At 71.2% G+C, this 20,461-nt stretch carries 15 protein-coding genes and 1 tRNA gene; 6 read left to right on the top strand and 10 right to left on the bottom strand.

The features are described from left to right. Positions 1-13: 13 nt before the first annotated feature. A tRNA-Leu gene (locus ACWC94_RS12720) sits at positions 14-88 on the bottom strand. Between the two features lie 99 nt (positions 89-187). Here ACWC94_RS12720 and ACWC94_RS12715 point away from each other — a divergent pair. Next, the gene (locus ACWC94_RS12715; protein ID WP_450796527.1) at positions 188-841 is read left to right on the top strand and encodes an ANTAR domain-containing response regulator; all 654 of its coding nucleotides are present in this window, start codon (positions 188-190) and stop codon (positions 839-841) included. A 58-nt stretch (positions 842-899) separates the two neighbouring features. Here ACWC94_RS12715 and ACWC94_RS12710 read toward each other — a convergent pair whose 3' ends face one another. The 7 genes from ACWC94_RS12710 to ACWC94_RS12680 form a co-directional block, all read right to left on the bottom strand. Further along, positions 900-1,616 (bottom strand): ABC transporter ATP-binding protein, encoded by a 717-nt coding sequence (locus ACWC94_RS12710; protein ID WP_450796526.1) that lies wholly within the window; start codon positions 1,614-1,616, stop codon positions 900-902. Beyond that, complete coding sequence (locus tag ACWC94_RS12705; protein WP_450796525.1) at positions 1,613-2,623, bottom strand: ABC transporter ATP-binding protein; 1,011 nt, start codon at positions 2,621-2,623, stop codon at positions 1,613-1,615. Before ACWC94_RS12705 ends, ACWC94_RS12710 begins: the two co-directional genes overlap by 4 nt. A gap of 6 nt (positions 2,624-2,629) precedes the next feature. Continuing rightward, positions 2,630-4,417 carry a branched-chain amino acid ABC transporter permease gene (locus tag ACWC94_RS12700; protein ID WP_450796679.1) on the bottom strand — a complete coding sequence of 596 codons (1,788 nt, stop codon included), beginning with the start codon at positions 4,415-4,417 and terminating at the stop codon, positions 2,630-2,632. A 5-nt stretch (positions 4,418-4,422) separates the two neighbouring features. Further along, the gene (locus tag ACWC94_RS12695) at positions 4,423-5,361 is read right to left on the bottom strand and encodes a branched-chain amino acid ABC transporter permease (RefSeq protein WP_450796524.1); all 939 of its coding nucleotides are present in this window, start codon (positions 5,359-5,361) and stop codon (positions 4,423-4,425) included. A gap of 109 nt (positions 5,362-5,470) precedes the next feature. Continuing rightward, positions 5,471-6,718, bottom strand: coding sequence for a branched-chain amino acid ABC transporter substrate-binding protein (locus ACWC94_RS12690; RefSeq protein WP_450796523.1), 1,248 nt, complete (start codon positions 6,716-6,718; stop codon positions 5,471-5,473). 511 nt (positions 6,719-7,229) lie between these two features. After that, the gene (locus ACWC94_RS12685) at positions 7,230-7,721 is read right to left on the bottom strand and encodes a hotdog fold thioesterase (RefSeq protein ID WP_450796522.1); all 492 of its coding nucleotides are present in this window, start codon (positions 7,719-7,721) and stop codon (positions 7,230-7,232) included. A 47-nt stretch (positions 7,722-7,768) separates the two neighbouring features. Further along, entirely contained in the window at positions 7,769-10,081 is a 2,313-nt protein-coding gene (locus tag ACWC94_RS12680; protein WP_450796521.1) for an FdhF/YdeP family oxidoreductase, read from the bottom strand. Between the two features lie 188 nt (positions 10,082-10,269). Here ACWC94_RS12680 and polA point away from each other — a divergent pair, with 188 nt between their 5' ends. Then, on the top strand, positions 10,270-12,996 hold the full coding sequence (gene polA, locus ACWC94_RS12675) for a DNA polymerase I (RefSeq protein ID WP_450796520.1): 2,727 nt from the start codon (positions 10,270-10,272) through the stop codon (positions 12,994-12,996). Positions 12,997-13,295: 299 nt separating this feature from the next. After that, on the top strand, positions 13,296-13,706 hold the full coding sequence (locus ACWC94_RS12670; protein WP_450796519.1) for a hypothetical protein: 411 nt from the start codon (positions 13,296-13,298) through the stop codon (positions 13,704-13,706). Here ACWC94_RS12670 and ACWC94_RS12665 read toward each other — a convergent pair. Further along, on the bottom strand, positions 13,624-14,484 hold the full coding sequence (locus tag ACWC94_RS12665; protein ID WP_450796518.1) for a DUF4184 family protein: 861 nt from the start codon (positions 14,482-14,484) through the stop codon (positions 13,624-13,626). The two genes, ACWC94_RS12670 and ACWC94_RS12665, sit on opposite strands and share 83 nt — an antisense overlap. A gap of 315 nt (positions 14,485-14,799) precedes the next feature. Here ACWC94_RS12665 and ACWC94_RS12660 point away from each other — a divergent pair, with 315 nt between their 5' ends. The 3 genes from ACWC94_RS12660 to ACWC94_RS12650 all read left to right on the top strand — a co-directional run bounded on the left by ACWC94_RS12660 (position 14,800) and on the right by ACWC94_RS12650 (position 17,867). After that, positions 14,800-16,548 (top strand): lytic transglycosylase domain-containing protein, encoded by a 1,749-nt coding sequence (locus tag ACWC94_RS12660; protein WP_450796517.1) that lies wholly within the window; start codon positions 14,800-14,802, stop codon positions 16,546-16,548. A 163-nt stretch (positions 16,549-16,711) separates the two neighbouring features. Next, on the top strand, positions 16,712-16,852 hold the full coding sequence (locus ACWC94_RS12655) for an SPW_0924 family protein (RefSeq protein ID WP_450796678.1): 141 nt from the start codon (positions 16,712-16,714) through the stop codon (positions 16,850-16,852). A gap of 28 nt (positions 16,853-16,880) precedes the next feature. After that, positions 16,881-17,867 carry a DUF3068 domain-containing protein gene (locus ACWC94_RS12650; RefSeq protein ID WP_450796516.1) on the top strand — a complete coding sequence of 329 codons (987 nt, stop codon included), beginning with the start codon at positions 16,881-16,883 and terminating at the stop codon, positions 17,865-17,867. Here the strand turns inward: ACWC94_RS12650 and hrpB are convergent. Beyond that, on the bottom strand, positions 17,857-20,442 hold the full coding sequence (gene hrpB, locus ACWC94_RS12645; protein ID WP_450796515.1) for an ATP-dependent helicase HrpB: 2,586 nt from the start codon (positions 20,440-20,442) through the stop codon (positions 17,857-17,859). The genes ACWC94_RS12650 and hrpB overlap by 11 nt on opposite strands. Positions 20,443-20,461 lie beyond the last annotated feature (19 nt).

The following is a 20,461-nucleotide window of genomic DNA, read 5'->3' as shown; positions in this document are numbered from 1 at the left end:
ATCCAAGGAAAAGTGCCCCGAGTCGGACTCGAACCGACACTGTACGGGTTTTGAATCCGTTGCCTGCTGCCAATTGGGCTACCGGGGCTCGCAGAATCCAAGGTTTCCCCTGACCCTCCGCGCGTCCACCATACCGTAGCTAGGTAGGCTCTTGTAAGCAGTGCCCTGCCTGGAACGAGGAGCCCCCGTGACCGCCGAGTCGCCCCAGCCCGTAGACGCGCCCGACGACGACAAGTCGCACGTGCCTCCGCTGACGACCCGTGTCGTCATCGCCGAGGACGAGGCCCTGATCCGGCTCGACCTGAAGGAGATGCTGGAGGAGGAGGGGTACACCGTCGTCGGCGAGGCCGGGGACGGCGAGCAGGCCGTCGAGCTGGCCCGCGAGCACAAGCCGGACCTCGTGATCCTGGATGTGAAGATGCCCAAGCTGGACGGCATCTCCGCGGCCGAGAAGATCGCCGAGGAGTCCATCGCGCCGGTCCTGATGCTCACCGCCTTCTCGCAGCGCGACCTCGTCGAGCGCGCCCGGGACGCCGGCGCGATGGCCTACCTGGTCAAGCCGTTCAGCAAGAGCGACGTGGTCCCGGCCATCGAGATGGCCGTCTCCCGTTTCACCGAGCTGAAGCAGCTGGAGAAGGAGGTCGCCGACCTCACCCAGCGCCTGGAGACCCGCAAGCTGGTCGACCGCGCCAAGTCCGTTCTCCAGACCGAGTACGGCCTGACCGAGCCGGCCGCGTTCCGCTGGATCCAGAAGACCTCCATGGACCGCCGCCTGTCGATGCAGCAGGTCGCCGAGGCGGTCATCGCGGACAGCGAGGAGAAGAAGGCCAAGAAGGCCTGAGCGGTACGGCGAGGCCCGCGCCCCGGAGAAGGGGGCGCGGGCCTCGCCGTGGCCGGGGTCAGTCTTCGCCGAGGTACGCCTTGCGGACCGACTCGTCGTGCAGCAGGTCCTGTCCCGTGCCCGACAGCACGATGTTGCCGACCTCCATGACATGGCCCTGGTCGGCGAGCGAGAGCGCCGCCTGGGCGTTCTGCTCGACCAGCAGGATCGTCGTCCCGTGGGACTTCAGCTCGGAGATCGTCGCCATGATCTTCTGCATCATGATCGGCGACAGACCCATGGACGGCTCGTCCAGCATCAGCAGCTTGGGCTGGGACATCAGCGCCCTGCCCATCGCCAGCATCTGCTGCTCACCGCCGGAGAGGGTGCCCGCGGCCTGCTTGCGCCGCTCCCCGAGGATCGGGAAGAGGTCGTAGGCGCGCTGGATGTCCTTCTCGATGCCTTCCTTGTCCTTGCGGAGGAAGGCGCCGAGCTGGAGGTTCTCGGCGATGGACAGGCGGGGGAAGATGTGCCGGCCCTCGGGGGAGTGGGCGAGCCCGAGAGCGACGATCTTGTGCGCCGGGACGCCGGTGAGCGGCTTGCCGTCGAACACGATCTTCCCGGACGTGGGCTTGAGCAGACCCGAGAGTGTGCGCAGGGTCGTCGTCTTGCCGGCGCCGTTGGTGCCGATGAGGGTGACGACCTGGCCGGCCTCGACGCTGAACGAGATGCCCTTGACGGCCTCGATCTTGCCGTAGGCGACCCTGAGGTCCTCGACCTCCAGCAGTGCGGTCACTGGGCCTCTCCCTTGGTGGTGCCGGTGCTCTCCGCGTCCGCGGCGCTCTCCGCGTCGGCGGTGCTTTCCGCGTCGGCGGTGCTTTCCGCGTCGGCGGTGCTTTCCGCGTCCGCGGTGCTCTCCGTGTCGGCCTCGGCGGACTCCGCTGCGGCGGACTCCTCCGCCGGAGCCGCGTCGGATCCGGCCTCGGCGGCGGCTTCCGCCGCCTCGACCTCCGCGGCCTCCGCCTCCCCGGGTTCACCCTCGAAGGGTTCGCCCAGGTAGGCGGCGACGACGCGCTCGTCGGCCTGGACAACCTCGGAGGTGCCCTCGACGAGCTTCTCGCCCTGGACGAGGACGGCGACCCGGTCGCACAGGTTGAAGATGAAGCGCATGTCGTGCTCGATGACGAGGACGGCGACGCCCTTGTCCCGGATGGCGAAGACCAGTTCCTCCGTCGTCCGGGTCTCCTGCGGGTTCATGCCGGCCGTCGGCTCGTCGAGCAGCAGCAGGCCCGGCTCGCTCGCCAGTGCCCGGGCGATCTCCAGCTTGCGCTGCTCGCCGTAGGGCAGGTTGCGGGCGAGGTGGTCGCGCTTGGCGGCGAGGCCGACGAACTCCAGGAGTTCCATGGCCTTCGCCTCGGACTCCTTCTCGGCCTTGCGGAACCCGGGGCCGCGCAGCAGCGCCGACCACAGGCCCTCCTTGGTCCGCGTGTGGCGGCCGACGAGGACGTTCTCCAGGACGGTCATGTTGGCGAACAGCCGGATGTTCTGGAACGTACGGGCGATCCCCGCCTGCGTCACCAGGTGCGGCTTGGGCGGCAGCACCCGCCCCTGGTAGGCGACCGTGCCCTCGGTGGGGACGTACAGACCGGTGAGGCAGTTGAAGAAGGTGGTCTTGCCGGCGCCGTTCGGGCCGATGAGGCCGACGATCTCGCCGCTGTTGACCGTGAAGTCGACGGACCGGACGGCGGTCAGGCCGCCGAAGCGCATCGTGACGTCACGGGCTTCGAGTACAGGTGTCGTCATGGTTCCTTACGCCCCTGCCTTGGTGACGGCCGGATCGTCGGTCAGCGTCGCTTGCGCCGGTACGTCGAGCTGGCCGGTCTCGTGGAACTCCAGCTGGCGGCGGCGGTTGGCGATGATGCCCTCCGGCCGGAAGCGCATCAGCAGGATCAGCGCGATGCCGAAGGCGAACAGCTCGTAGTTCTGCAGGAACTGGAGCTTCTCCGGGACCAGGTACAGGACGCTCGCGCCGAGCAGCGGGCCGCTGACGGTGCCCATGCCGCCGAGGACGACGGCGGCCAGGAGGAAGGCCGAGTTGGGCGGGGCGGCGCCGGCGAACTGGTACGGCTGCGGGTTCACGCTGTAGTTGACGTGTGCCATCACGGTGCCGGCGAGGCCCGCGAGGGAGGCGCCGAGGGCGAAGGCGATCAGCTTGACGCGGAAGCCGTTGATGCCCATGGCGGTGGCGGCGGTCTCGTCCTCGCGGATGGCGATCCAGGAGCGGCCGATGCGGGAGTCGGCGGCGCGGGTGAAGACGAGCACGACGATCGCCGTGATAACGAGCATCAGGAAGAGGTAGTTGGCGAAGCGGCCGAGGGTGAATCCGGCGACGTCGTGGGCGTCGCCCAGGTTGAACCCGAAGATGTTGATGTCCGGGATCTGGGTGATGCCGTTGGGGCCCCGGGTGACGTTCGGTCCGGAGTCGCCGTCCAGGCTGTTGACGGTGATGCGGAAGATCTCTCCGAAGCCGAGGGTGACGATGGCCAGGTAGTCGCCGCGCAGGCGCAGCGTCGGCCCGCCGATCAGGACGCCGAAGACCAGCGAGGCCCCCATACCGGTGACGGCCGCCGCCCAGAAGGGGAAGTGGACGGAGTACGGGGAGTACTCCGAGCCGGACACCAGCGCGGCGGCGTAGGCGCCGACGCCCAGGAAGGCGACGTAACCGAGGTCGAGCAGACCCGTGAGACCGACGACGATGTTCAGGCCCAGGGCGACGGTGGCGAAGATGAGGATGTTGACGCCGATGTTGGCGTTGTGGTCGTCGCTCTGGGTGAAGGGGAAGATCACGGCCGCGACGAAGGCCAGGGTGGTGGCGAAGCCCTTGTGGCGGGTGGACATCGTCGCGTACCGGTCGAGCAGCCCGGCGTGGACCAGCCCCCAGGCACCGAAGATCAGGACGAGCAGGAAGCCGATGAAGGTCTCGCTGTCGTCGTCGTTGATGCCGATGCCGTAGGTGAAGACCACGAGGCCGAGAGCGGTGCCCACGGTGATGAGGGCACGTTCGGCTAGCGGCGGGAGCGTGCCGTGGGCAGGCTGGTCGGGCTTGGCGAAGTAGCCGCGCAGGCCCGTGCCGGGGGCCGGGTGGGGCAGCGCGAGGGCGCCGACGACGGGCAGCGCGGAGGCCGCCATCGCCACGAAGGCGCCGGGGTCCAGGTTCACCAGGCCGCCGAGGTCCACGGCGATGGCGATGCCGGTGAACCAGCAGACGGCGAACGCCGCGAGGGCGATCAGGAAGACCGGTGTGGTGGCCTTGCCCGGGTTCAGCCAGTCCAGCCCTCGTACGTTCCACTGGACGAGCCCGTAGAGCAGGGTGAGGGCGCCGGCCACGAGAGCGATGGTCTGCAGGCCCGCCGGGTAGCCGTAGTAGGTCAGGTCACCGGGGAAGTTGGGGGTCCAGGTCCAGCTGAGGAAGGTGCTGGCGATGGTGCCGATCGCGCCGATCACGATGAGCAGGCGGGCGGCGGCCCGGGGGAGCGGGACGGGTCCGCGTCCGGCCTCCGGGGCCTTGGCGGTGGGCTCGGTGGTGGTGTCGGTCATGCTGCTCACGCCCTGTCCGCGACGCGTTCGCCGAGCAGGCCCTGTGGCCTGAAGAGGAGTACGAGGATGAGGAGGACGAAGGCCCACACCGGAGCCCAGCTGCCGCCACCGAGCTGGTGCATGCCGGGGACGTCGGCGATGTAGGCGGTGGCCATGGCTTCGGCCACGCCGAGCACGAGACCGCCGAGCATGGCGCCGTAGATGTTGCCGATGCCGCCGAGGACGGCCGCGGTGAACGCCTTCAGACCGGCGAGGAAGCCCATGTCGTAGGAGACGGAGCCGTACTTGAGGCCGTAGGAGACACCGGCGACCGCGGCGAAGAAGCCGCCGATGGCGAAGGCGATGACGATGATGCGGTTGGTGTCGATGCCCATCAGCTGGGCGGTGTCCGGGTCCTGGGCGGTGGCCTGCATGGCGCGGCCGGTGCGGGAGAGCCGGACGAAGAAGGCGAGGGCCGCCATGCACAGCGGGGCGGCGATGATCAGGAAGAGGTCACCGCTCTGCACGGTCACGGAGCCGATGTGCAGCGGGCCGAACGGCAACTGCGGGAAGACACGGGCGGACTTGGCGTCGCCGTCGACGTGGTACCAGTTGAAGACCGCCTGCTGCAGCGCGAGCGACAGGCCGATCGCGGTGATCAGCGGGGCGAGGCGTGGCGCGCCGCGCAGCGGACGGTAGGCGAAGCGTTCGGCGCCGACGGCGATGAGTACGGCGACCAGTGCACCGCCGATCAGCATCGCCGGCAGGGCTATCCACATGGATATGCCGTCCGGCAGGACGAGGTAGACCGTGAGGGCGCCGAAACCTCCGGTCATGAAGATCTCGCCGTGGGCGAAGTTGATGAGCTGGACGATGCCGTACACCATCGTGTAGCCGATGGCGATCAGCCCGTACATCGAGCCGAGGAACAGCCCGTTGGCCAGCTGCTGCGGCAGGGTGTTCACCGCATGGCCTCCATGTGGTGGGGAGAGTCAAGGGGGCGGTAGAAGGCGGGCCGCGCGGTGACGGTGGTCTGCGCCGCGCGGCCCTGGGGGTGCGATGTGCTGCGGTGGGTTACTTCGGGTTGGCCGTACCGCTCTTGACGGACTTCCACTCACCCTTGGTGACCTGGTAGACGGTCAGCTGCTTGTTCGTGGTGTCGCCGTACTCGTCGAACGAGATCTTGCCGGAGATGCCGTCGAAGGAGGTCTTCTGGACGGCGTCGACGACCTGGCTGCGGGCGTCGGACGGAATCTTGCCGTCCTTCACGACCTGGCCGACGGCCTTGATGATGGCGGTGGTGGCGTCGTAGGCGTAGGAGCCGTACGTGCCGTAGTCACCGGGGTACTTCTTGGCCTTGTAGGTGGCGACGAAGTCCTTGGCGGCGGGCAGGGTGTCGACCGGGACGCCGATCGAGGTGACCAGGTCGCCCTCGGACGCCTTGCCGGCGGTCTTGATGTAGGTCGGGGTGAACATGCCGTCGCCGCCGAACAGCGGGATCTTGGCCCCGGCGTCCTTGAGCTGCTTGGTCAGCACCTCGGACTCGTCGTACTGGCCGCCGTAGTAGAGGACGTCCGCACCAGAATTCTTGATCTTGGTGACCAGGGTGGAGAAGTCGCGGTCACCGGTGTTGACGTGGTCGGTGCCGATGACCTTGCCGCCCTGCTTGACGAACTGCTCCTTGAAGATCTTGGAAAGGCCGGCGCCGTAGGTCTGCTTGTCGTCGACGACGAACGCCTTCTTCTTGTGAATGCCGTTGTAGGCGTAGTCCGCCGCGTAGGCGCCCTGCAGCGCGTCGGTGGTGGCGGTGCGGAAGTACGTCTTGAACGGGCGGGACTTGGTGGTCTGCCAGTTCTTGCCCTGGGTCAGCTCGACACCCGTGTTGGACGGGGAGATCTCCACCAGGTTGGCGGTGGCGAAGACCTGCTGCATCTGCGTGGCCACACCGGAGTTGAGGGGGCCGACGACTCCGAGCACGTCCTTGTCGGAGACGAGCTGGGTGGCGTTCTGCTGGCCGGTGGCGGGGATCGCCTTGTCGTCCAGCGCCTTGATCTTGAAGGTGACGCCGGGGACGGCCTTGTTCTTGTTGGCGTCGTCGACGGCGATCTGGGCGCCGTACTGAATACCCAGGCCTGTCGCGGAGTTCTGGCCGGTCAGCGGGGCGTCGACGCCGATCGTGACCGTCACGTTGCCGCCGTCGCCGCCCTTGTTGTCCTTGTCGCGGGAGCCACACGCGGTGAGGGTCAGAGCTCCGGTGGTCAGCACGGAGGTAAGAATCACCAGAGAACGCTGTCGCACAATCGATCCTTTCCGCAGGCACATTCCGCCCCCTTCGCGGGGGAGCGACGGGTGCCGCGCCGGTACCGAACTCCCGATGGAGCGGTGACTGGCGGTGACTCTAAGCGTGTGTAGGGAACGTGGAGGAGAGCTTGACCAAGGCTGTGACGCTCTTGTTATGACACGGGGTAATGCAGAGCGGTACAGCGTGGGGTGGAAAACAGGAATTCAGGCCGATTCACCCCGTCCGCATTCTGAGAACCTGCAGGACTCACCATGATCAATCCAGGAGTCTCAGGCGATTTGGTGATTACCGAGCACCGTTGCTGCAGGCGACTTCCGGGGGCCCCGAAGGGCGTTGTCCACACCGGGGGACGAGAGTGAATGTGCGAATGTATATTGCACGCGTATTACGCAGAGTTACGCGGGAGAAAGAAAGCCTCGGCCTTCAAGGCGGCCTGGCAAGGTGTCCTGGCGGGCCGTCAGCTGACCGGCCTTCAAGTCATCGGCGCGGGGGACGGCTTGGCGGGGCCCCGCGGACCCCGCCGAGGCGCTGTCAGGCGCCGGCGCCCTCGGCGTGCGCCGCGTCGCCGCTGTTCACGTCACGCAGCAGGCAGGTCAGCCGGGCGCTGCACACCCGGCGACCCTCCTCGTCGCTGATCACGATCTCGTACGTCGCCGTCGAACGGCCCCGGTGCACCGGCGTGGCCACGCCCGTCACCAGGCCCGAGCGGACCCCGCGGTGGTGCGTGCAGTTCAGGTCCACACCGACCGCGATCTTCGAGCTGCCGCCGTGCAGCATCGAGCCGACCGAGCCCAGGGTCTCCGCCAGCACCGCGGAGGCGCCGCCGTGCAGCAGGCCGTACGGCTGGGTGTTGCCCTCCACCGGCATGGTCCCGACGACCTTCTCCGGCGAGGCCTCCAGGATCTGCACCCCCATGCGCGTGCCGAGGTGTCCGGCCGAGAAGAGGGCGGGCAGGTCGACACCGAGCGCCGCGTACTCGTCGATGATCTCCTGCGGGAACTTCACTCGCTGCTGCTCGCCCATGGGCCGGCTCCGTTCTTGGTCCACCTGTCTGCTGGCTGAGCAAACGCTCAGTCGGTCGCCGATTGTTCCAGACGGCCCACGGAGCCCTCCGTGTGGTCTTCGAGGCGGACGACCACGGACTTGCTGGCCGGGGTGTTGCTGGTGTCGGCGGTGGCGTCGAGCGGGACCAGGACGTTCGTCTCCGGGTAGTACGCCGCCGCGCATCCCCGCGTCGTCGGGTAGTGCACGACCCGGAAACCGGGCGCACGCCGCTCCACGCCGTCCTTCCACTCGCTCACCAGGTCGACGTACGACCCCTCGGCGAATCCGAGTGTCCGCGCGTCCTCGGGATGCACCAGCACCACCCGGCGGCCGCCCGTGATGCCCCGGTACCGGTCGTCCAGGCCGTAGATCGTGGTGTTGTACTGGTCGTGCGAGCGCAGGGTCTGCAACAGCAGCCGGCCCTCTGGCAGTTCGGGATACTCCACCGGGGCCGCCGTGAAGTTCGCCTTGCCCGTGGCGGTCGGGAAGCGGCGCTCGTCGCGCGGCGCGTGCGGCAGCGTGAAGCCGCCCGGCCGGGCCACGCGCGCGTTGAAGTCCTCGAAACCCGGGACCACCCGCGCGATGCGGTCACGGATCGTCGCGTAGTCCTTCTCGAACTCCTCCCACGGCACGACGCTGTCCGCGCCGAGCACACGCCGCGCGAGACCGCAGATGATCGCCGGCTCCGACTTCAGCCGGGGACCGGCCGGCGCCAGCCGCCCGCGCGAGGCGTGCACCATGCCCATCGAGTCCTCGACGGTCACGAACTGCTCCCCGCCGGCCTGCAGGTCCCGCTCGGTGCGGCCCAGCGTGGGCAGGATCAGCGCCCGCGCGCCGGTGACGACGTGCGAGCGGTTGAGCTTGGTCGACACATGCACCGTCAGCCGCGCGCGCCGCATCGCGGCCTCGGTCACCTCCGTGTCGGGGGAGGCGGAGACGAAGTTGCCGCCCATGGCGAAGAACACCTTCGCCTCGCCGTCGCGCAGCGCGCCGATGGCCCGTACGACGTCGAAGCCGTGCTCGCGCGGCGGCGCGAACCCGAACTCCTTCTCCAGCGCGTCCAGGAAGGCCGGCGCGGGCCGCTCGAAGATGCCCATCGTGCGGTCGCCCTGCACGTTCGAGTGGCCGCGCACCGGGCACACGCCCGCGCCCGGCCGGCCGATGTTGCCGCGCAGCAGCAGGAAGTTGACCACCTCGCGGATGGTCGGGACCGCGTGCTTGTGCTGGGTGAGGCCCATGGCCCAGCACACGATGGTCCGCTTCGAGGCGAGGGCCATGCCGAGGGCCTGCTCGATCTCCGCGCGCGTGAGGCCGGTCGCCCTCAGTGTCTCGTCCCAGTCGGCGGCGCGGGCCGCCTCGGCGAACTCCTCGAAACCGTGGGTGTGTTCGCGGACGAACTCCTCGTCGACCGCGCCGTCCGTCTCGAGGATCAGCTTGTTGAGGAGCCGGAAGAGCGCCTGGTCGCCGCCGATGCGGATCTGCAGGAACAGATCGGTGAGGGCGGCGCCCTTCAGCATGCCCTGGGGTGTCTGCGGGTTCTTGAACCGCTCCAGGCCGGCCTCGGGCAGCGGATTGACGCTGATGATCTTCGCGCCGTTCGCCTTGGCCTTCTCCAGCGCGGAGAGCATGCGCGGATGGTTCGTCCCCGGGTTCTGCCCGGCGACGATGATCAGGTCCGCCTGGTAGAGGTCCTCCAGCAGGACGCTGCCCTTGCCGATGCCGATGGTCTCGCTGAGCGCCGACCCGGACGACTCGTGGCACATGTTGGAGCAGTCCGGCAGGTTGTTCGTGCCCAGCTCGCGCGCGAAGAGCTGGTACAGGAACGCGGCCTCGTTGCTGGTGCGGCCCGAGGTGTAGAAGACGGCCTCGTCGGGCGAGGAGAGGGCGGCGATCTCCTCGGCGACGATGTCGAAGGCGCGGTCCCAGCCGACCGGCTCGTAGTGCGTGCCGCCCTCGGGGAGGTACATGGGGTGGGTGAGCCGCCCCTGCTGCCCCAGCCAGTACCCGCTTCTCGTCGCCAGGTCGGCCACGGAGTGCGCGGCGAAGAACTCCGGGGTGACCCGGCGCAGCGTGGCCTCCTCGGCCACCGCCTTCGCGCCGTTCTCGCAGAACTCCGCCTTGTGCCGGTGGTCCGGCTCCGGCCAGGCGCAGCCCGGGCAGTCGAACCCGTCCTTCTGGTTCACCCGCAGCAGGGTCAGCGCCGTGCGCCGCACACCCATCTGCTGCTGGGCGATGCGCAGCGTGTGCCCGATGGCCGGCAGCCCCGCGGCCGCGTGCTTGGGCTCCGCGACCTGCGGCGCGTCCTGAACCGGATCACCCTTGGGCGGCTTCGTCGCCATCGCACGCTCTCCTTCGACTGCGCGTCCCGAGTACGCAGACGATCCTCCCACGCGGCACCGACAGCGGTGCCGCCCCTTCCCCCGTCCGACCTGTCCCCACTTGCCGGTCTCCGGTCGCTGTGCCGGAGCTCACACCCACCAGCCGGACGCGACCCGGACTGTCAGTGCGGCGTGGCAGGATCGGGGACGTGGCAGAGACAGCATCGAAGAAGACCGACAAGACCCCCGGCGGCCCCCGTCCCCGGCTGATGCTCATGGACGGGCACTCCCTCGCTTACCGCGCGTTCTTCGCGCTGCCCGCGGAGAACTTCACGACCGCGACCGGCCAGCCGACGAACGCGATCTACGGCTTCGCGTCGATGCTGGCCAACACCCTGCGTGACGAGGAGCCCACGCACTTCGCCGTGGCGTTCGACGTCTCGCGCAAGACCTGGCGCTCCGAGCGGTTCACCGAGTACAAGGCGAACCGCTCCAAGACCCCGGACGAGTTCAAGGGCCAGGTCGAGCTGATCGGCGAGCTGCTCGACGCGATGAACGCCCCGCGCTTCGCCGTCGACGGCTTCGAGGCGGACGACGTCATCGCCACCCTCGCCACCGAGGCCGAGGCCGAGGGCTTCGAGGTGCTGATCGTCACCGGCGACCGCGACTCCTTCCAGCTGGTCACCGAGAACATCACGGTGCTCTACCCGACGAAGGGCGTCTCGGAGCTGACCCGGTTCACCCCCGAGAAGGTGTTCGAGAAGTACGGCCTGACCCCCGCCCAGTACCCGGACTTCGCGGCCCTGCGAGGCGACCCGTCCGACAACCTCCCCGGCATCCCCGGCGTCGGCGAGAAGACCGCCGCGAAGTGGATCAACCAGTTCGGCTCGTTCGCGGAGCTGGTCGAGCGCGTCGACGAGGTCAAGGGCAAGGCCGGGCAGAACCTCCGCGACCACCTGGAGTCGGTCAAGCTCAACCGCGTCCTGACCGAGCTGGAGCGCCAGGTCGAGCTGCCCCGGCCGGTCGCCGACCTGGAGCGGGCCGCGTACGACCGCAAGGCCGTCACGATGGTCCTGGACACCCTGGAGATCCGCAACCCGTCCCTGCGCGAGCGCCTCTTCGCCGTCGACCCCGGCACCGCGGAGGCCGGGACCACGCCGATCGCCACCGACGCCGTGGAGCTGGACGGCACGATCCTGCGCACCGGCGAGCTGACCCCCTGGCTCGCCGGGCACGGCGCCGAGACCCTCGGCGTCGCCACCGTCGACACCTGGGCGCTGGGCACCGGCTCCGTGGCCGAGGTCGCCCTCGCCGCGGCCGGGGGAGCGGCGGCCTGGTTCGACCCGGCCGAGCTGGACGAGGCCGACGAGAACGCGTTCGCGGCCTGGCTGGCCGACGCCGCCCGCCCCAAGGTGCTCCACGACGCCAAGGGCGCCATGCGCGTCTTCGCCGAGCACGGCTGGTCCGTCGAGGGCGTGACCATGGACACCGCCCTCGCCGCCTACCTGGTCAAGCCGGGCCGCCGCTCCTTCGACCTGGACGCGCTGTCCCTGGAGTACCTGCACCGCGAGCTGGCGCCCGCCGCCGCGGCCGACGGCCAGCTGGCCTTCGGCACCGACGAGGGCGCCGAGGCCGAGGCCCTGATGGTCCAGGCCCGCGCCGTCCTCGACCTCGGCGCCGCCTTCCGGACCCGCCTCGAAGAGGTCGGCTCGGCGGAACTGCTGCGCGACATGGAGCTGCCGACGTCCGCCCTGCTCGCCCGCATGGAGCGGCACGGCATCGCGGCCGACCGCGCGCACCTCGAAGCGATGGAGCAGACGTTCGCGGGTGCGGTGCAGCAGGCCGTGAAGGAGGCGCACGCCGCCGCCGGCCACGAGTTCAACCTGGGCTCGCCCAAGCAGCTCCAGCAGGTCCTCTTCGAGGAGCTGGCCCTGCCGAAGACCAAGAAGACCAAGACCGGCTACACCACCGACGCCGACGCGCTGGCCTGGCTCGCCACCCAGACCGACAACGAACTGCCGGTGATCATGCTCCGCCACCGCGAGCAGGCGAAGCTGCGGGTCACGGTCGAGGGCCTGATCAAGACCATCGCGGGGGACGGCCGCATTCACACCACGTTCAACCAGACGGTGGCCGCGACCGGCCGGCTGTCCTCCACGGACCCGAACCTGCAGAACATCCCGGTCCGCACGGACGAGGGCCGGGCCATCCGCCGCGGCTTCGTCGTCGGCGAGGGCTTCGAGTCCCTGATGACCGCCGACTACAGCCAGATCGAGCTGCGCGTGATGGCCCACCTCTCCGAGGACGAGGGCTTGATCCAGGCGTTCACCTCCGGCGAGGACCTGCACACCACGGCCGCCTCCCAGGTGTTCGGCGTCGAGCCGGCGGCGGTGGACGCGGAGATGCGCCGCAAGATCAAGGCGATGTCGTACGGCCTGGCCTACGGCCTGTCCGCGTTCGGCCTGTCCCAGCAGCTGAACATCGAGGCGGCCGAGGCCCGCGCCCTGATGGACGCCTACTTCGAGCGCTTCGGCGGCGTCCGGGACTACCTGCGCCGGGCGGTCGACGAGGCCCGGGCGACGGGCTACACGGCGACGCTCTTCGGCCGCCGTCGCTATCTGCCGGACCTCAACAGCGACAACCGCCAGCGCCGCGAGGCGGCCGAGCGCATGGCCCTCAACGCGCCCATCCAGGGCACGGCGGCCGACATCGTCAAGATCGCCATGCTCAAGGTGGACGGCGCGCTGCGGGCGGCGGACCTGAAGTCCCGCATGCTCCTCCAGGTCCACGACGAAATCGTCCTGGAAATCGCCCCGGGCGAGCGGGCCGCGGTGGAGGAGATCGTCCGCCACGAAATGGCGAACGCCGTCCAGCTGCACGCCCCCCTGGACGTCTCGGTGGGCGTCGGCCCGGACTGGGAGTCGGCAGCCCACTAGCCTGCGGCGCTTCGGGGGACGGGGGCGTTGTACGGCGGCGCAGTACAGCGCCCCCGGGTCGGCGGTGTCTTCCCGCCACGACGCCGCCCGGCCCCACGGCGCACCCCCGGCGGCGCCGGACGCAACCCCGCTCCTCGGGCTCCTCCCGCTTCCCCGCGCCTCCCGACCCCCGGCACCCCACCCGACCAGCACAGTGACTGGCATCACACAAGAGCGTCCGCCGAACGCCCCAAGGGACCGTCACTCACGTGGCCCCCGCCAAAACGCCCCCCACCCCCCACAGCCGCAAAACTGCGGGCATGGGTATACGCATGCTTCACCGCCGGACGCCCGAGGCAGACACCCGGGCCTGGGCGGACACCGCCTCGGCGCAGGCCATGCCCGCCTCGCCGGTCCCGGCCCTCGCGGCCGACGCAAGCACCGCCCGCATCCCCGCCGACCCGGCCGAGACCGTCCGCGGAGCCGTCATCCGCCTGCGTCGCGGACTCGCCGGCCTGACCGCCCACGCGGACCCCGCCCCGGACTGGCGCCAGTGGGCCGACCTCGCCCGCGGCTACCTCGCCCTCGCGCTCACCGCGATCCCCAGATCGCGCCCCCGGCCCACTCTCACGGTCTTCGTCGCGTCCCTCACCGAGCGAGGGGCCTCTCCAGGCCCGCACCGGTCACCCCGCCGGGACCGTCCGCACCCCGGCCCGGACGCCAGACCCTGACGCCGACGGCGTACAGCACCAGCCCCAGGACCAGCCCGGCGCCCAGCCCGAAGCACAGGGTGGGCACCAGCTCCCACGGCCGCTGGGACGCGCCCGGGGACTCCCACCAGCGCGCCGCCCGCTGTACCGCCCCGGCCACGGCGCAGCCGCCGATCACCGCGCCGGCCCGGCACCGGTCCCGCCCGGACAGCACGGGCACCCCCACCGGCTCCCCGGCCGGCGCCCGTCGCAGCGCACGCGCGGCGAACAGCGCGACGACGAGCGCACCCGCCACGGACGAGCCGTACTGCAGCGACGAGAACAGCGGCATGCCCGCCGGACCACTCCGCCCGATGGCCGGAATCAGCCGCGTCCCCCACCGCCCGTGATGCGTGAACGCGTCCCACACCACATGGGTCAGCGCACCCAGCACGGCGGAGACGTACCACCACCCCACCGACACGGCCCGTATCCGCGCGCGCGGCGCACCACAGCCCAGCAGTACGGCCGGCCGTCCCTGCCGGCCCCGGGGCAGCAGCGCGAGCAACGGTTCGCGGACGAGCAGCCACCACCCCACCAGAGCCCAGGAGATGAGCACGTCGACCGTGCCGACCCCGGCGAACGAGTGCGTGACCGCGCCGAATTCCATGCCGCCCGGAAGGACACTCGCCGCATAGAAGGTCATGTCGGGCGCGAAGGACCCCGCGACGAGTACCGCCGGCACCAGCGGGCCGCGTCCGGTCCCGTCCCGGCGGACCGCGGGCAGGACGGCGGCCGCATGACTGAGCGTGAACGGCAACGGAGCCCCCTGGAACGGTCGTCGGCCATGGCGCCGTGCCGGTGATCAGGTCAGTCCAGTATGCGGGACGCCCGTCCGGAGCCGTAGGTGGTAACGAGAGTTGGCCAACCGTTGAAAACGGGCGTGAGCGGGTCCCGACGCCAGGGAAGTTGCCGTAGGGTCACCTGCGTCGCCTGCCCGGCACACGGGGTCGAACGCGCGTCACACGGACGGAAGGGCGACACAGGGGCAACCGGATCACCGGGTCAACCGTCACACCAGAGCAGGGCAGACAGAGGAGAGGGACGCAGGGCGTCCACGGGAGGGGTTCACTCGATGGCGGCGCATTTCGGAAGGCGGCTGCGCAAGGGGGCGGCGACCACCGCCGTGGCCGCGGCGGCGGTCGCGGCTCTGTCCGCGTCCCAGGCTCCGGGAGTGACCGGCGAGGACCACGGCAGACAGGCGACGACCGGCGCCTCCGCCCCCGTACCCGACCCGCCCTCCGACGGCAACGGCAACGCCACCGGCAACTCCCCGTACTACACGGACCTGCCGCCGCTCAACAGTCCCAACCCCAGCCCCTCGCCGACCGCCGGCACCCCCGTCGCCCGGGGCGACTCCGAGGCCGGTATCCCGGCGACGGTCCTCGACGCCTACAAGAAGGCCGAGGCCGAGCTGCGGTCCTCCAAGCCCGGCTGCAATCTGCCCTGGCAACTGCTCGCCGCCATCGGCAACGTGGAGTCGGGCCAGGCCCGCGGCGGCCGGGTCGACGCGGACGGCACCACGCTGGGCCGGATCCTGGGCCCGGCCCTCGACGGCAACGGCTTCGCACTCATCAAGGACACCGACCACGGTGCGTACGACGGCAACAGCGAGTACGACCAGGCCGTCGGCCCCATGCAGTTCATCCCGTCGACCTGGGCCTGGGCCGGCCGCGACGGCAACGGCGACGGCAAGAAGGACCCCAACAACGTCTACGACGCCGCCCTCGCCGCCGGCCACTACCTGTGCCGCAACGGCTGGGACCTCTCGGACGAGACGGACCTGCACAGGGCGATCCTCAGCTACAACAACTCGCAGGACTATCTGAACCTGGTCCTCAACTGGCTGGAGTACTACCGCAAGGGCACCCACTCCGTGCCCGACGGCACCGGCGGCGTGCCCACCCACCGCAGCGACGACGAAACCCCGCACGCCCGGTCCCCGAAGCACCCCGGCCCGCCGAAGGCCAAGCCCCGGCACAAGCCGGATCCCAAGCCGGACCCGAAGCCCAGCACGCCCGGCCGCGGGCACGACAGCCCGAGCCCGAAGCCGCCGAAGCCGCCCGTCCCGCCGACGACCCCGCCGACCCCCACCGACACGGTGGACCACCTGGAGGACGCGGACACCGCCGAGCTCAGCGCGATGGCCGGGCACGCCTTCACCGAGCGGATCGGCACCCGTGCCGAGAGCAAGGCCGACAAGTCCGTCGCCAAGGTCAGGATCAGGTTCACGATCAGCGGAGACACCGACGCCACCTTCAGCGGCGGCGAGACCGTGGCCACGGTCGTCACCGACGCCAAGGGTGTCGCTCTCGCCCCGGCGCTGCAGGCGGGCGAGAAGACGGGTGACTTCAAGGTCACCGCCACCGTCGTGGGCCGCTCGGTCAAGGGCGTCGCCTACCCGGCCACCGTCACCGAGCGCGCGGCCGACACCCTGGCCCGCACCAGCGACACCCCGCTGACCTGCACCCCGGACGGCGAGTTCGCCGACCAGGTCCAGGTCAAGGCGACGTACAAGGGCGCCGTCGCGGACAAGGTCGCGGCCACCGCCACCCTGATCAAGTCCGACAAGGACGCCACCGAGAACGACAAGGGCCCCTACTTCAAGGACGCCGACGGCAAGCCCGTACGCACCCTCACCGGCCTCCAGACCGACGACAAGGGCCTGCTGACCCTGCCGAAGCTGTACGCGGACGACACCACCGGCACCTTCCTGCTGCGCGTCACCACCCCCGGCGGCGGCACCCTCACCGTCGAACTGAAGGTCGCCGCCGCCGACACCTCGGCGAGCCCGTCCCCGTCCCCGAGCCCGTCCTCCTCCTGACCCACTGCGGCCCGAACCGGGCGCCCTCCCCGCACCGGCGGGGAGGGCGCCCTCGTTCGTGCGTGCACCGCTGTTCTCATCTCACCCGCCCGTTGCTACGGTGCCGGACCTGACGAACCATCAGCAGATCGTCAGGAGCCCGACCGTCCGCCGGGAGGCCCGTATGCGCGCCCTGATCGCCGCCGCGACCGGTCTCGCCCTCGCCCTCGCGCTCGCCCTGGTCCTGGCGATGACCGCCATGGGCGCACCGACGGGCCGGACGTCCCCCAAGCCGCTGCTGACGACGGTGCCCTCGCATCCGTAGCCGCGCCCGTCCGGGAGGGAGGCCTTCCATGCGCCGCAAGGCAAGCCTGGTCCTGCTCGCCTGCGCCGTCTTCTGCGCGGCGCTGTCCCCGCTCATGCGCTGGTACGCCTTCCCGCGCCTGGCCAGGATCCCCGCGAACCAGTACCAGGACATGGTCCTGGAAGCCAGGGGTGCCACCCTCCTCGACTACGGCACCATGCGCGCGAAGAAGGTCTCCGTGGTCACCATCGTGCAGACCCTCAGGGGCAACGTGGAGGCCGCGAAGAAGATCGAGAAGACGGCGGGCCGGCCGGTCGTGGTCTGGGACGGCCTCTCCTACGTCCAGGGGCCCGACGGCAGGATGGTCTCGAAGGTCCCCGAGCGGTACATCTTCGACGCCCACAGCCAGGACCCCGTCCACGCCACCGGCGAGATGGTCGACGGCGACCCGGTCACCCGCCGGGGCATCGAGTTCAAGTGGCCCTTCCTGACGCAGAAACGCGACTACGAGTACTTCGACGCGCAGACCCGCACCACCAGCCCCATCCACTACAAGGGCACCCGGGCCTTCCGCGGCCTGACCGTCTACTACTTCGAGCAGACCATCCCCTGGACGAAGGTCCCGATGCCGAAGACCATGCCCGTCCAGGGCATCACCCCGGAATCGGTCGCCAGGACCGGAACCACCCGCTGGTACAGCACGGTCCGCAGGTTCTGGGTCGAACCGGTCACCGGCGCACCCGTCTACGGCGAGGAACTCCACAAGGAGGAACTGCGCGGCGGCACCCTGCTGGGCGGCCGGGCCAGGGTCACGGCGTTCGCCGGGGACGTGAGGATGCGCGAGGACTACACCGAGCACACGGTCGCCCTGGTCAAGCACAACCGCACCCTGGTCCTGACGCTCACCTCGTACGTCCCCCGGGGCTCCCTGACGGCAGGCCTGCTGCTCCTCGCCCTCTCCCTCTACCTGGAGGCCCGCGCCCGCCGCCCCGAGGACCCGGCCCCCGCTCGGACGACGGAACCGGTCAGCGCCTGAGCCGCGCGTTGGTGTGCCGGGTGGGTTCGGCGGTCGCCGGGTCCTCGGGCCACGGATGCTTCGGGTACCGCCCGCGCAGTTCCGCGCGTACGCCCTTGTAGCCGTCCTTCCAGAAGGAGGCGAGGTCGGCCGTGACGGCGGCGGGCCGTCCGGCGGGGGAGAGCAGGTGAACGAGGAGCGGTACGCCGCTGACGGCCGGCGTGTCGCGCAGCCCGAACATCTCCTGAAGCTTCACCGCGAGCACGGGCCGCTCAGGGTCCCGGTAGTCGATCCGGATTCCGGACCCACTCGGCACGGTGATCCGCTCGGGAGCCAGCTCGTCCAGCCGCGCGGCTTCCCCGCTCGCCCACGGCAGCAGCCGCGCCAGCCCCTGCCCGGCGTCGATCCGCCCGAGATCGGCCCGCCGCCGCGCCCTGCTCAGCTCCGGCTCCAGCCACTCGTCCACGCGCGCGTGCAGCGTGTCGTCGGACACGTCCGGCCACGGCTCCCCCCGATGCGCCCGCAAGAACGCCAGCCGCTGCCGCAGTACCTCCGCCTCCGGTGACCAGCGCAGCAACCCGAGCCCTTCCTGCCGCAGCCCTTCGAGGAGGGCCGCGCGTACGAGGGCCGGCTCGGCGCCCTTCAGAGGCCGCACGGCCAGCTCGACGGCCCCCAGCCGCTCGACCCGCCGGGCCACGACGTCCCCGTCGGCCCAGTGCACCTCGTCCCGCTCGGTGAGCAGCGGGCCGGCGGCGGTCAGAGCCACACCCTCCTCCACGGCAGCCCCGAGCCGCACCCGCGCGTGCCCCTTCCCCGCGGGCCGGTCGGCCACGGCCACGACGATCCAGGGCGCTCCCCGCAGCGCCGACCCGTCCCCCAGCTCGGCCCGAGTCCCGGAGGCCATCAGATACGACCCACCGTCGAGCCTGGCGACCCGCTCGGGAAAGGCGAGAGCGGCAACGAGCCCGGCGAGCTTGTCGTCACCGGCGCCCGGTCCGACCTGGCCGGCGACCTCCGCCCCGCGGACGCGCACCCCCGCCGGGGTGCCCGGTGGGGCCTGCTCGGCGCCTTCCGTCCGACGGCGGTCACGGGCGCGCGGGTGGGGAGAGTCCCCGGAGAGGGCCCGCAGCCGCCGCACTTCCGCAGTCCACCGCGCAGCGTAGGCGTCCCTCCCGCTCCGGGCACGCCGCAAAGCAGCGGCAAGATCATCCCCGTAGTCCCGCGGCACCTCTTCGGAGAGCAGAGCGACGACCTCCGCACCCTCACCGGCCGTGTCCAGCAAGGCCCGCCCCAGCCGGGGGTGGACCCCCAGCAACGACAAGCGCGCCCCGACCGCAGTCGCCCGACCGGCGGGGTCCACCGCCCCCACCGCTGCCAACGCGGAGCGCGCCGCGGCCATCGCCCCACCCGGCGGAGGATCGAGCAACGCCAGCCCGGAGGCGTCCGGATCCCCCCAGCAAGCCGCCTGCAAGGCGAACGCGGTCAAGTCGGCCACCTTGATCTCCGGCGCCGGAAACGCCGGCAGACGCCCGTCCTCGGCCTCCGCCCAGCACCGGTACACCGCCCCCGGCGCCTCCCGCCCGGCCCGCCCGGCCCGCTGCCGCCCGGCGGCGCGCGAGGCCCGCACCGTCGTCAGCCCGCTCAGCCCGCGCGCGTGGTCCACCCGCGGCTCCCGCGCGAGCCCCGAGTCCACCACCACCCGCACCCCGGGCACCGTCAGCGACGACTCCGCCACCGAGGTCGCCAGCACCACCCGGCGCCGGGCCCCCGGAGCGAGCACCGCGTCCTGCACGGCGGCCGGCGCCCGTCCATGGACCTGGAGCACATCCACCGCCCCGAGATCCCCGAGCTGCCCCGCCACCCGCGCGATCTCGCCCACACCGGGCAGGAAGCACAGCACGTCCCCCTCCCGCTCGGCCAGCGCCCGGCGCACCACGGACGCCACGTGCGCCAGCAGCGCCGGATCGACACGCATCCCGTGCGGCGGCCGTACCGGGCGCGCGGGCGGCGCCCACACCACCTCCACCGGGTGCGCGACCCCGTCCGCCTCGACCACGGGTGCCCCGCCCAGCAGCCGGGCCCAGCCCTGCGCGTCCGTCGTCGCCGACGCGGCCACCAGCCGCAGCTCCGGCCGCAGCGCCTGCCGCACGTCCCACAGGAACGCGGCCGCCGTGTCGGCATCCAGGTGCCGCTCGTGGCACTCGTCCAGCACGACGACGTCCACGCCGGCCAGCTCCTGATCGCGCTGCAGGCGCTGCAGCAGCACACCGGTCGTCACGACCTCCACGCGCGTGTGCCGCCCGGCGACGCGCTCGCCCCGCACCGTGAAGCCGACGCTCTCGCCCGGCCTCTCACCCAGCAGCCAGGCCATCCGCCGGGCCGCCGCCCGGGCCGCGATCCGGCGCGGCTCGGCCACCACGACCCGCCGTGCCGGCCCGCCGCCGACCAGCCCCGCCAGCACAAGCGGTACCAGCGTCGTCTTGCCGGTGCCGGGCGGCGCCACGAGCACGGCGGTCCCGGCACCCTCCAGGGCCTCGGTCAGGGCGGGCAGGGCGGAACGCACGGGCAGCGCGTCCAGGGCGTCGTAACGGATCACGCCCCCAGTGTCGTACGAC

The organism is Streptomyces sp. NPDC001135 (assembly GCF_053598395.1).
This window is presented reverse-complemented; position numbering and strand designations above follow the sequence as displayed.

Bases quoted from the DNA above. Each gene is read 5' to 3' on its own strand.
- ACWC94_RS12700 (WP_450796679.1), bottom strand. From the start codon at position 4,417: ATGACCGACACCACCACCGAGCCCACCGCCAAGGCCCCGGAGGCCGGA.
- ACWC94_RS12705 (WP_450796525.1), bottom strand. From the start codon at position 2,623: ATGACGACACCTGTACTCGAAGCCCGTGACGTCACGATGCGCTTCGGC.
- ACWC94_RS12650 (WP_450796516.1), top strand. From the start codon at position 16,881: ATGCGCCGCAAGGCAAGCCTGGTCCTGCTCGCCTGCGCCGTCTTCTGC.
- ACWC94_RS12680 (WP_450796521.1), bottom strand. From the start codon at position 10,081: ATGGCGACGAAGCCGCCCAAGGGTGATCCGGTTCAGGACGCGCCGCAG.
- ACWC94_RS12685 (WP_450796522.1), bottom strand. From the start codon at position 7,721: ATGGGCGAGCAGCAGCGAGTGAAGTTCCCGCAGGAGATCATCGACGAG.
- ACWC94_RS12670 (WP_450796519.1), top strand. From the start codon at position 13,296: ATGGGTATACGCATGCTTCACCGCCGGACGCCCGAGGCAGACACCCGG.
- ACWC94_RS12660 (WP_450796517.1), top strand. From the start codon at position 14,800: ATGGCGGCGCATTTCGGAAGGCGGCTGCGCAAGGGGGCGGCGACCACC.
- ACWC94_RS12690 (WP_450796523.1), bottom strand. From the start codon at position 6,718: ATGTGCCTGCGGAAAGGATCGATTGTGCGACAGCGTTCTCTGGTGATT.
- ACWC94_RS12655 (WP_450796678.1), top strand. From the start codon at position 16,712: ATGCGCGCCCTGATCGCCGCCGCGACCGGTCTCGCCCTCGCCCTCGCG.